Consider the following 10,054-nt stretch of genomic DNA (forward strand, 5'->3'; position numbering starts at 1 on the left):
AGACCATCCAGGTAGCGAAGCGCGTAGGGCCAAACGGCGGGGTAGTGGCCAGTGACATATCGGCCTTGACCATGTGCGCCGAAGCGCCGGCGCGGCGGGGCTGGATAACATTGAGACTGTTGAATGCGCGGCAGACGACCTTGACCAAGATCAGCTTCGGCGAGATGCGCGACAGCAGTGTGCGTGGGCTCCTGGTCTATTGCGCGGATTATGCTGCAGCCACTCGATCGCGATCAGCGGTGATGGCTGGCCTGTTCGATATTGAGCCGAGTTTCATTCGCGGTGCGCGCGTCTGATCGCGCGCGGCGGGTAGGACTGGACCTTCGTTCCGAGGTTTTCGTTTGACCTCAGCGCTTCGCTTTCTTTGCCTTCTTTTTCTTGGCTTTCGCCCTCTTGGGCGCTTTCTTTGCGGATTTCTTGGCTGACGCCTTGGCTTTCTTACCGACCTTCTTCTTCGGCCAGACCTTCCTGGCGACTTTCTTTGCGGCCTGCCCGACTTTTACCTCAGGCTTCGGCGCTTCCGCAGGTGCTTCCGGCGTGCCTATCGCATCGGTCGCTTGTTCGATGACAGCTTTCACGTCGTCCATATCGAACCCCCAAGTGTTGACAATGCGAGAACGATAGAGAGATTCGCGAAGCTGTGTCAAAGAGCAGCGCTTAATGAGCCGCCGGGACAGCCGAGGCATGTCATCAAGGCGACTTATTTTTACGGCCTGCCTAAGTAGCAATCGTAAGTGATTCTATCGGACGGCGAGCTTAAAGGAGCAGCGGCATGTCATTGCCTGCGTTGCGGGCTGGGGTAGGTTTGCTTTTGGCACTTGCGATGGTCATTGGCTGGTCGTTGGGTATCGGCCTCCCACTGGCGACGGTTATCATCTGGCTTTTCTCGTAGCCTGCCTTGCGAGCACGCAGCCGTGCAGGAGTGGGGCCGTCTCCGCGCTGAAATTAGAGCGGCCCCTGCCAACTACTTGAAATTGCCCTGCCCCTTCGGACAGCAGCGGTAGTCGGCAAGATAGGTACGCTGGATAAGCGCGAAAGGTCGATGATCTGGATCACATCGACTCGGAAAATTGCGGCAAATGCCTGCGGGACGGCAACCGCGTGCTCCGATTTCCGGTGCAGCCTTAGCAACCCCGGCAAATGCTCTTCATTTTGCGGTCGAGAATGGCGTTTTCCTTCTCCAAGGGATCATTCGGATTGGTCAGAGTCTTCTCCGAGGGCACCTGATCGGCGCGTGGTTGGCGATGACCAATCGGGGCCTCCGGAATTGTCGAACTTGCTGGGCCCGATGATCCTGCGCCCTTAGTCTGCGCGTTTGCCACCGTACCACCAATCAAGAGCGTTAGCGTCATCGTCGCAATGAATTTTGTCCTAAGCATTTTGAGCGCCCCCATGACAGACCGCCTTTTCTTGGTAGAGATGCAGAAATCAGCGAAGTGCAATCAAAACAGTTCCGTCCTGATCAACGCACGTCATCAATACGAGCCTGACTTGATTGGTTCCAATATTCAAGCGCAACCGGCCCGATGTGGCGGGGCACCGGATCATAGTGCCTAGCGAACCAAATGATTTCGTTCGTGGTGACGAGATAGGGTTCGGCGGTGCAAGTGGTGCCGATTTCCGCGTCTTCAAAGTATAATTTGGTCATCGGTTTATCCTCGGCGAGATACGAGTACTAAACTGACCCGCGCTAAATCGCCTTAGACGTGGGTCTTGCCCAGAACGCCCATGAGAAAACCTCTACTTAAGAATTCACTGTCGAGACCCAGCGGCTTGCGGCGAATACAGCCTGTGTTCTTCGCACGCGAAAAGCACCGCCCCGCATGCAGCCTTCGGAGCGCAAGACGGGACGGTGCCGACCCCATGGCTGAGGCCTTTCGGTGCCAAGGGGCCTCGTGGAACCCTACCACATAGCGTCACTGGCTATTGTCGCCCGAAAAGCGCAGCTTGGGCCAGGAGCGCAAGATGACGACACCGGTTCAGCGAGATCAATTTAAGATTTGGTCCAAGGGCATCACCCATAAACCGACTGGGGCGACATCTACTCCGCATCCCGGCGCCCCACACTCCGGAATCATGAACCTCAGCCAGCTCGGTAACCTGCTTCCGAATGGCGACGATTATCGGCCCCACGAAGTGCAAATGATGATGGAGCAGTTGTGGGCAGAGTACGTCAACGCGAATCCCCGTTTGTTCGACGTTCATGATTAAGGGGCCTGGCGCCGCCTATCGAGCTCTGGCTGAAGAAAAATGAGTGGAGTGGCGCGCTTAGCTTAGCTTTCTAATTCCTCGACTCAGCAGGAGATGGCATCTTGCGCGTGGGGTAGGTCAAAGCGAGTATTCGCGATGACCCACATAGCGATCACTTTTAAGTTCGTCGTTCTGACAGTGTTGGCCATTGCGCTGGGGATCATGATCTCGATCGGCGCCACCCATTTGAGAGACAAAGACCCTGTCCCTATCGATCGGGACGCCAGCGCCGGCAGCAGCAAAATTGCTGAATTGCCAAACCCGGACTTGCGGCTTTCGCGCGTTCACCTGTTGCTTTCCAGTATGAAGTGAGCGGCGCCTCGGCACCACTATGATTGCGATATCTAAACAAGGAGGACTAACATGAACGACGCTGAAATTGGCTGGATCGCGGCAATCATCATTGGCGGTCTTGCCGGCTGGCTCGCTGAAATGTTCATGAAGAGCGGGACTGGCATCCTCACCAATATATTACTCGGTATCGTGGGTGCTGCACTGGCCAATTTCCTGCTAGGCTTCTTTGGCATCGCGCTCGGAGGGTGGCTCGGCTACCTCGTTGCGGGCTTCATCGGAGCCTGTATTCTGATCTTTGCGTGGCGCGCAATTAAGGGGCGCACTTAGATTCCGTTTGCGATGAAGTGAGATCGAGGCGCACGCCAATGCGCCGCACATTTCAGATTCCTCCCGCGTCACTTGTAATCGGATCGGCAGCACTAGAACCTGTTTCTGACCCTCTCACAAACCTAGCGATGTTGGCGGCCATCGGCCGCCTGGTCGAGATCGGGCTGAAGGTGAAGAAGTGAGCGAGCCGCCCGTACGGCCCAAAGAATTCGAATTTAGCAAACGTACCATCATCCTTATTGTTTTGGCGATGATCGCCGCGGCCGCCGAGCGGCTGGCCGAATTGCACAAGAAAGGCATTCTCTCGTCGGAAGAATTCGCAGCCAAGAAGGCGGAGCTTCTCTCCCGGTTGTGAGCGACTGCTGCCCTGACCACCCAGTGGCGGCCGGTTGGGCGGGTGTGAGGCGGCGGTGCAGCCAGGTTGCGAGCTGATGCTGAGATTATCGAGGCGCAGCCACAGCGCGGCGTTGCCGCCGACCAAGACGCCGCACTTTCCGCTCGCGCACGTGATTACCTTGGCGTTCCTCTCGACCAGGCGGCGGATGGCTTCTGATTTGCCAACGCCGTCGGCCTTGGGCCCTCAACGCTCCCTCTTGGCAGCAAGGGTTCCTCTTAATGCATCCATCAGGTCGACGACGTTGGTGGGCGCGGGATCGGAGGCAGAGCGCTTTTGTTTTTTAGCCAAAAATTCGATTAGGGCGGTCCTGTAATAGTCCTCAAACTTATCTGGCTGGAATGTACCGGACATCCTTTCGACAATGTGCTTGGCGAGATCCAACATGTCCCTGGTGACTTTTACGTCCTGGATGTCGTCGAAATATTCCTTTTCGCTGCGCACTTCGTAAGGGTAGCGCAGCAGCGTGCCCATCAGGCCCTTGCCGAGCGGCTCGAGTGCGATGATGTGTTCGCGGTTGGTCAGCACCACGCGTCCGATCGCAACCTTGTTCATGCTGCGGGCGGTTTCGCGGATCACTGCGAAGGCGTCGTGACCGACCTTGCCGTCGGGTACGAGGTAGTAGGGCCGGATCAGGTAGCGACTGTCGATATCGGCCTTCGGCACGAACTCGTCGATTTCGATCGTGTGCGTCGACTCAAGAGCGATGTCTTCAAGCTCCTCCTTCGAGACTTCGATATAGGTGTCGGTATCGACCTTGTAGCCCTTGATGATGTCTTCGGAGGGGACTTCCGCGCCGGTATCGGCATCGACCTTGGCATATTTGATGCGATGGCCGGTTTTGCGGTTGATCTGGTTGAAGCTGACCTTTTCGGTGTCGGAAGTAGCCGGATAAAGCGCGACCGGGCAGGTCACGAGCGAAAGCCGCAGAAAGCCCTTCCAATTGGCGCGGGGGGCCATGGGATGCTCCTAAGACGCAACGTACCAAAAGGCCGAGGTTACCACCCGCAAACCGCCTTTCAAGGAGCCGCGGCGAGGAATCTCCCAACGGCGTTAACCAGGCCGTGTTTCCGCGTGCGGGCGCATGGGTATCGCAGTCGGCGGAGCCCTGATCTGACGCCTGATCAGAGCGTGGTAAGGCCCGGAACATGATCTGAAATCATGCGTTGCCCCGGGTGCGCCACCGGGGGGGACCGGCGCCTTACGCGACACCCGAGGAAATCGAGGCCGCCATGGCTACGCAGAGAACGGGACAGCAACGTCAGATCGTCGAAACTCCGACCGAAGCGCGGCAGGCCGAACCCGGTCCGTCGGTGCTTGCTCTTTTGACGGTTTCAACCGGCCTCGCCGTGCTGATCCTCGGGGTGCTCTGGTTCGTATTCTTCCGCACCTGAGGGAGCGAGGTTTCCGACCTGGAACCTTTGCGGATATTTGCTAGGGCGCGGAGGCCGACAAGAGTTCCCGCGATTGCCTCTTGGTCGCAACGGCGAATTGCTCTGTCTTGTCACTGACGCCTTCAGGCTCGTGCTTTGTTGTTTTTCCCTAACTGCGAATCGCGCATGATCGCCTCGCGCTGACCATTTTCGCGGCAGCTTGCGCAGACAAAAAGTTTCCGCGGGTGGCAGGTTTTCGCGTTCAGAAACCATGATGTCGTCACAAGTCGGCAGTGAAGATACTGCGGGGGCGACAACCGGACGAATCCTATGCTCACTATTCTCATCCAGTCGTCGATCTTCGTTGTGGGTTTTGGTCTTGGATATGCCGCATGCGCATGGCGCGCGCATCGGCGCCATCCGACCTACGCTTCGCGCAACACACGGCCGGTCACCTCGATGTTCGGCCATCCCCGCCGGGCATTCTGACGCGGCACAGGGAGATCCGGAACGGCGCGACCAAATCAGGTGGCGTGCGTTCGCCGGGCCGGCAAGTGACTGCAATGGGCCCGGCAAAGGCCCCTGCGTTGACTTTCCGAGAACTCCTTGTCGCTGACATTCGGCCCTTGGGATGGCCCGGGCCTGCGCAGGCGTTTCCGACAATTCAGGATATCTTAACCAAGATAGAGTGACGTGGACTATGGTGCGCTGAGTGCGGGTCGATTTGACCGTCGCTTCGGTATCGCCGCGAAAACTCGCAACAAGGTCAAATCCGGAACCGCGCTGGAATTCCGTATTTGTTGGTGTCCCTGGTTCTGACATTCGTAAAAAGCCCTCGCTGCAACACGGTGCGAATGTGAAAACCGGGACACCGGAAACCACGGCTTGGACCGGACACAGATCGATGTTTCAGCTTTTCTTGCGGGCTCGCGCGCACAATTTCTTCACAGGCCGAGGGGACAACCGGAGTTTCAAGGCCCGGTCGACCGATCGGGACATTGGCACCGACCGCTCGCGGGTCGGCTCCATCCTGGGCGCCATCGAGCATGCCCTCCACGAGGCCGAGCAGGAACAATCGGGTCTCAACCGCCGCGTTGAAGATGTGCTGGCACGCGCGGCGGCGACAGTCGGAAACGCCGCTAACGAGTATCTGGATCGCGAAGCGCTGGACAGCCGACATCAAGACTCGTTTGATGCCGAAATTGCCAATGGCCAACGCCGGCTGCAGGAGCTTGCGACGGCGATCACTCATTTCAGGTTTTTGAAGGCGGCAACGCTGAGCAGGTTTCCGGACCACAAGCCTGCAACGGCACGTGATTGAATCGCCCGTCGCGATCGTCGAATCGGATGGTTAACAAATAGCGCCCGCCGAGCGCTGCATTTGATCCGACCGCGAACCGGAATCGAAATCCACCGGCACTATCCTCGTTTTCGAAAAATGACGGGAGAGCAGCCATGAAGAAGATTTCGATCCTGACGGTCGCTGTCGTGGCGCTCTGCATGGGCCTGCATTCGGCAAGCGCCAGCCTCATTGGGATGCCGCTCAATCTGAAAGCCGCGATCGAGCCTCGCGACGCTGACAGTCAAGCCTGTCAGTTCTATACCGACGATGTTTTTGCAGGCCCTTTGCTGATCAAGGGATGCTGAGAATTGCTGCGGTCAAAATCGGGTTGAACCATCTGATCGCGCCAGGTTGATCCGCAAAAGGAATGACAATGTCTGGCCAACACTGATTCCGCTGATCCCGCCGAGTGCCTTGACGAAGGCATCTGCGGCGCGGCCATGGCGGTCGGGCGTCAACAGTTGAAGCGCCTCCAGACCGGCCGCGGTTCCCACGACAAGAGCCACGACAAGCAGCACGCGGTTGGGATAGGCCAAGGCGAATGCGAGGCCCATCAGCGCGAAGGCAGCGAAATGCTCGAGGTGCGGGAGAGCGAGTACCGGGCGGGCGCCAACCGGCGACAGCGTTGCATAGACGACGAAGGCGAGAACGAGCCAGCCGGTAAAGACCGATATTCTTTGAATCATGACCGGTAAGTAAGCTAGAACCCGACCAATCTCAACCCATTCGTCGCGTTGCAGGCTGGTTGTACAGATGATTGCTCGACAAACCTTAACCTCGGCAAACCTCGCCGGTACCTTTTATCCCCATGAGTCTGACCTACGTCATCCCGGACATCCACGGCCGACTCGATTTGCTGTGTGACGGTCTGGCTCAAATCGCCGCGCGAGGTCATGCAGGCGTCATCGTCACGATCGGCGACTATGTCGACAAGGGGCCCGCAAGCAAGGGCGTCATCGAGCGGCTGACGTCGGGTATCGGCGATCGGTTCAGCCTGATTGCGCTCAAGGGCAACCATGACGCGCTGATGGTGGATGCCTTGCGGGATGCAACGAAGATGGGGGCCTGGATCGAGAAGGGTGGGGACGCCGCACTGGCCTCTTACGGGGGCGACCCGGCCGCGGTCCCGAAGGCCCATATCGACTGGCTCAACGGATTGCGGCTGACGCATGTCGATGCGCATCGCCTTTACGTTCACGCCGGCGTTGACCCCCAGATTCCTCTCGAACGGCAGGATCCGCACACGCTACTGTGGAAGCGCTATCCGAAGGGATTTGCCGGGGGGCTCGGCAATCTCCACGTCGTCCACGGCCATGACAACTGCCCCGACGGCCCCTTGCTTTACGAAGGCCGCACCAACCTGGACACGCTGGCGTGGCGGACGGGACGGCTGACCATCGGTGTGTTCGACGATGAGAAGCCGGGCGGCCCGGTGGATTTTATCATGGTCAGGGGAGCGCCGGCAGAGCGATGAGCCGGCTGCGGACCGCGGGTCTCGGCGTCTTCTAAACAGGCGTGCCAGGCACTCCAAAAGATTGCTGGAATCTGCCAAAAGGATTGCGCCGACGCCCGGCTGCCCTCGAGGCGCCGGAGCAGTCAGAAAACAGGACTTGTGAATAAAAAGTAATCTTGCGGTGTTCGATTGTTCATAGCCCGTTCACGCCGGCCGGGATCATCTTTATGGCTGAAATTGTACCGCTCACATTCGGAGAGAAGCGTGCGCCTGCTTGTCGTTGAAGATGATCCGGATCTCAATCGTCAGCTGACCACGGCCCTGGCTGACGCCGGATACGTGGTCGATCGGGCCTTCGACGGCGAAGAAGGCCATTTTCTCGGCGACAGCGAGCCCTACGATGCGGTCGTTCTCGATATCGGGCTGCCGAAAATGGACGGCATCTCGGTGCTGGAAGCCTGGCGTCGCAATGGGCGCTCGATGCCAGTCCTAATTCTCACTGCGCGCGATCGCTGGAGCGACAAGGTTCAGGGCTTTGACGCCGGTGCCGACGATTACGTGGCAAAGCCGTTTCATCTCGAGGAAGTGCTGGCCCGGATCCGCGCGCTGCTCCGTCGCTCGACCGGCCACGCCCAGTCCGAGCTGACCTGCGGACCGGTTTCGCTCGACACGCGCACCGGCCGGGTCAGCGTGTCCGGTAATCCGATCAAGATGACGTCGCACGAGTACCGGCTGCTGGCCTATCTCATGCACCATGCCGGGCGCGTGGTGTCGCGTACCGAGCTGGTTGAGCATCTCTACGATCAGGATTTCGACCGCGACTCAAACACCATCGAGGTGTTCGTGGGCCGCATCCGCAAGAAGCTCGACGTCGATATCATCCAGACCGTGCGGGGGCTCGGCTATCTGCTGACCCCGCCTGCGCCAGGCACCTGATCGGCGGGTTGATGAACTGCCTCGCCCTGTGCTCTGCTTGGGCATGATGTTCTCCAAAGACCGGTATCCACCGAGCCGGGTGCAGCCCGGGCGGATTTGTCGCGGGAACACGGCCTGATGCGCGGCAGTTCGCTCGCCACTCGGCTGTTCCTGTCCGCCACCGCCTGGGTGGTGGTGATTCTGGTCATCACCGGCATCGTGTTGTCGTCGGTGTATCGCAATGCCAGCGAGCGTGCCTTCGACCGCCGGCTCAATCTCTATCTGCGCACGCTGGTCGCGGAAGTGGCAACGCCGGACGAGCCGCCTGATCGCCAGTTCCAGTCGCTCGGCGAACCGCTGTTCGAACTGCCGCTGTCCGGCTGGTATTGGCAGATCACGCGCACCGATTCCGACAAGGCCGAGGTGCGCGACTCGCGCTCGCTCTGGGACAAGAAGCTGCCGAAGCTCGAGGAGCGCGGCGCCGAATTGACCGCGGCCGGAATTCGCCTTGGCTATGTCGAGGGTCCGGAAGGGCAAACGCTGCGGATGGTGGAACGGCCGGTCGATCTCGGCGCCGACGGCAAGTTCCTGGTCAGCGTTGCCGGCGACGCCTCGGAGATTTTCGACGAGACGCGCAATTTCGACTACTACCTCATCGGCACCTTCGCCGCACTTTCAATTGTCCTCGTCCTGACCACGATTTTCCAGGTCCGCTTCGGCCTTGCGCCGCTCAGGCGCATTTCGGATTCCATCGCCGATATTCGTTCCGGCCGCGCCGAACGACTCGAGGGCGAGTTTCCGGTCGAGATCGCGCCGCTGGCACGCGAGACCAACGCGCTGATCGAAGCCAATCGCGAAATCGTCGAGCGCGCCCGGACCCATGTCGGAAACCTTGCGCATGCGATCAAGACGCCGCTCTCCGTGATCGTCAACGAGGCTTCCGCGCATGCCGCCGACCCGTTCGCGATGAAGGTTTGGGAGCAGACCGAAGTCATGCGCGACCAAGTCGCTCATCATCTGAAGCGAGCGCGGATCGCGGCCCGCCTCACCGCCATCGGAACAATCACCGAGGTGGCGACTGTGATCGATGCCTTGCGCCGGACCATGGAGAAGATCCATCGCGACCGCGGCATCGCCATCGAGGTTGCGGCCGACCGGCGCGCGAAGTTCCGCGGCGAGCGGCAGGATCTTGAGGAGATGGCGGGCAACCTCGTCGACAATGCGTGCAAATGGGCCGACTCGCGGGTTCTGATCCAGGTGCTGATGGAAGGGCCAGTCGAGCCCGGCGCGGGGCCGACGCTCAGAATCATCGTCGATGATGACGGACGCGGCCTCTCGGAGGCCGAGCGTGCGCAGGTTTCACGGCGTGGTCAGCGGCTCGACGAATCCAAGCCGGGATCGGGGCTGGGGCTCTCAATTGTGGTGGATCTTGCGGCCTTGTATGGCGGCAGCCTCTCGCTGGGCCGTGCGCCCGTGGGGGGGCTGCGGGCCGAACTGGTGCTGCCGAGCCTGTAGGGCCGCTCACAGGGCCGACGTAGGCGGGCCGACCCTCGATCGTCATCCTAAACGACTTCTTAACGTCGGCGCTCTTAAAATGGCCCCGGACGCATTTTACCGTCCGCGCGACTACAGCGTGCAATTCGGGCGCATGAGCCAGACATCAACCGAACGGCTGAGGGATTACCTCGCCCAGCTCCCGCCGCAGT

The 10,054-nt window shown here is 59.7% G+C and carries 14 protein-coding genes and 2 pseudogenes; 12 read left to right on the forward strand and 4 right to left on the reverse strand.

Translation table 11 applies throughout. The features are described from left to right. Window positions 1-296: pseudogene (locus VNX23_RS24895) on the forward strand (hypothetical protein); the annotation flags it as partial. Between the two features lie 51 nt (window positions 297-347). Here VNX23_RS24895 and VNX23_RS24900 read toward each other — a convergent pair. Then, window positions 348-647, reverse strand: coding sequence for a hypothetical protein (locus tag VNX23_RS24900; RefSeq protein ID WP_325634223.1), 300 nt, complete (start codon window positions 645-647; stop codon window positions 348-350). Between the two features lie 815 nt (window positions 648-1,462). Beyond that, window positions 1,463-1,648, reverse strand: a complete 186-nt coding sequence (locus VNX23_RS24905) for a hypothetical protein (RefSeq protein WP_325634224.1) — start codon at window positions 1,646-1,648, stop codon at window positions 1,463-1,465. Between the two features lie 317 nt (window positions 1,649-1,965). Here VNX23_RS24905 and VNX23_RS24910 point away from each other — a divergent pair, with 317 nt between their 5' ends. The 4 genes from VNX23_RS24910 (at window position 1,966) to VNX23_RS31135 (ending at window position 3,226) form a co-directional block, all read left to right on the forward strand. After that, window positions 1,966-2,211, forward strand: coding sequence for a hypothetical protein (locus VNX23_RS24910; protein WP_325634225.1), 246 nt, complete (start codon window positions 1,966-1,968; stop codon window positions 2,209-2,211). A 135-nt stretch (window positions 2,212-2,346) separates the two neighbouring features. After that, window positions 2,347-2,562 carry a hypothetical protein gene (locus tag VNX23_RS24915; protein WP_325634226.1) on the forward strand — a complete coding sequence of 72 codons (216 nt, stop codon included), beginning with the start codon at window positions 2,347-2,349 and terminating at the stop codon, window positions 2,560-2,562. 51 nt (window positions 2,563-2,613) lie between these two features. After that, window positions 2,614-2,871, forward strand: a complete 258-nt coding sequence (locus VNX23_RS24920) for a GlsB/YeaQ/YmgE family stress response membrane protein (protein ID WP_325634227.1) — start codon at window positions 2,614-2,616, stop codon at window positions 2,869-2,871. Window positions 2,872-3,049: 178 nt separating this feature from the next. Further along, a complete protein-coding gene (locus tag VNX23_RS31135; protein ID WP_414643072.1) occupies window positions 3,050-3,226 on the forward strand; it encodes an SHOCT domain-containing protein in 177 nt (58 codons plus the stop codon). A gap of 231 nt (window positions 3,227-3,457) precedes the next feature. On the opposite strand, the pseudogene VNX23_RS24930 reads toward VNX23_RS31135, so the two are convergent. Continuing rightward, window positions 3,458-4,225 (reverse strand): annotated as a pseudogene (locus VNX23_RS24930) (Ku protein); the annotation flags it as partial. Between the two features lie 272 nt (window positions 4,226-4,497). On the opposite strand from VNX23_RS24930, the gene VNX23_RS24935 reads away from it, so the two are divergent. The 4 genes from VNX23_RS24935 (at window position 4,498) to VNX23_RS24950 (ending at window position 6,285) form a co-directional block, all read left to right on the forward strand. Beyond that, entirely contained in the window at window positions 4,498-4,659 is a 162-nt protein-coding gene (locus VNX23_RS24935; RefSeq protein WP_325634228.1) for a hypothetical protein, read from the forward strand. Between the two features lie 309 nt (window positions 4,660-4,968). Further along, a complete protein-coding gene (locus tag VNX23_RS24940) occupies window positions 4,969-5,127 on the forward strand; it encodes a hypothetical protein (RefSeq protein ID WP_325634229.1) in 159 nt (52 codons plus the stop codon). Between the two features lie 223 nt (window positions 5,128-5,350). Beyond that, the gene (locus tag VNX23_RS24945; RefSeq protein ID WP_414643073.1) at window positions 5,351-5,959 is read left to right on the forward strand and encodes a hypothetical protein; all 609 of its coding nucleotides are present in this window, start codon (window positions 5,351-5,353) and stop codon (window positions 5,957-5,959) included. Window positions 5,960-6,093: 134 nt separating this feature from the next. Continuing rightward, window positions 6,094-6,285: a hypothetical protein gene (locus VNX23_RS24950; RefSeq protein ID WP_325634230.1), complete on the forward strand. Its 192-nt coding sequence runs from the start codon at window positions 6,094-6,096 to the stop codon at window positions 6,283-6,285. Window positions 6,286-6,297: 12 nt separating this feature from the next. Here VNX23_RS24950 and VNX23_RS24955 read toward each other — a convergent pair whose 3' ends face one another. Next, the gene (locus tag VNX23_RS24955; RefSeq protein WP_325634231.1) at window positions 6,298-6,666 is read right to left on the reverse strand and encodes a VanZ family protein; all 369 of its coding nucleotides are present in this window, start codon (window positions 6,664-6,666) and stop codon (window positions 6,298-6,300) included. A gap of 122 nt (window positions 6,667-6,788) precedes the next feature. Here VNX23_RS24955 and VNX23_RS24960 point away from each other — a divergent pair, with 122 nt between their 5' ends. The 3 genes from VNX23_RS24960 to VNX23_RS24970 all read left to right on the forward strand — a co-directional run bounded on the left by VNX23_RS24960 (window position 6,789) and on the right by VNX23_RS24970 (window position 9,863). Then, window positions 6,789-7,454, forward strand: coding sequence for a metallophosphoesterase (locus tag VNX23_RS24960; RefSeq protein WP_325634232.1), 666 nt, complete (start codon window positions 6,789-6,791; stop codon window positions 7,452-7,454). 243 nt (window positions 7,455-7,697) lie between these two features. Then, window positions 7,698-8,369: a response regulator transcription factor gene (locus VNX23_RS24965; RefSeq protein ID WP_325634233.1), complete on the forward strand. Its 672-nt coding sequence runs from the start codon at window positions 7,698-7,700 to the stop codon at window positions 8,367-8,369. Window positions 8,370-8,486: 117 nt separating this feature from the next. Further along, the gene (locus VNX23_RS24970; protein WP_325634234.1) at window positions 8,487-9,863 is read left to right on the forward strand and encodes a sensor histidine kinase; all 1,377 of its coding nucleotides are present in this window, start codon (window positions 8,487-8,489) and stop codon (window positions 9,861-9,863) included. Window positions 9,864-10,054 lie beyond the last annotated feature (191 nt).

This window comes from Bradyrhizobium sp. (assembly GCF_035570375.1).
Taxonomy (GTDB): domain Bacteria; phylum Pseudomonadota; class Alphaproteobacteria; order Rhizobiales; family Xanthobacteraceae; genus Bradyrhizobium.

Excerpts from the sequence above, each read along its gene's own strand:
- VNX23_RS24970 (WP_325634234.1), top strand. The coding sequence starts at position 8,487 with ATGCGCGGCAGTTCGCTCGCCACTCGGCTGTTCCTGTCCGCCACCGCC.
- VNX23_RS24935 (WP_325634228.1), top strand. The coding sequence starts at position 4,498 with ATGGCTACGCAGAGAACGGGACAGCAACGTCAGATCGTCGAAACTCCG.
- VNX23_RS24915 (WP_325634226.1), top strand. The coding sequence starts at position 2,347 with ATGACCCACATAGCGATCACTTTTAAGTTCGTCGTTCTGACAGTGTTG.
- VNX23_RS24960 (WP_325634232.1), top strand. The coding sequence starts at position 6,789 with ATGAGTCTGACCTACGTCATCCCGGACATCCACGGCCGACTCGATTTG.
- VNX23_RS24955 (WP_325634231.1), bottom strand. The coding sequence starts at position 6,666 with ATGATTCAAAGAATATCGGTCTTTACCGGCTGGCTCGTTCTCGCCTTC.
- VNX23_RS24950 (WP_325634230.1), top strand. The coding sequence starts at position 6,094 with ATGAAGAAGATTTCGATCCTGACGGTCGCTGTCGTGGCGCTCTGCATG.
- VNX23_RS24910 (WP_325634225.1), top strand. The coding sequence starts at position 1,966 with ATGACGACACCGGTTCAGCGAGATCAATTTAAGATTTGGTCCAAGGGC.
- VNX23_RS24920 (WP_325634227.1), top strand. The coding sequence starts at position 2,614 with ATGAACGACGCTGAAATTGGCTGGATCGCGGCAATCATCATTGGCGGT.
- VNX23_RS24905 (WP_325634224.1), bottom strand. The coding sequence starts at position 1,648 with ATGACCAAATTATACTTTGAAGACGCGGAAATCGGCACCACTTGCACC.
- VNX23_RS24940 (WP_325634229.1), top strand. The coding sequence starts at position 4,969 with ATGCTCACTATTCTCATCCAGTCGTCGATCTTCGTTGTGGGTTTTGGT.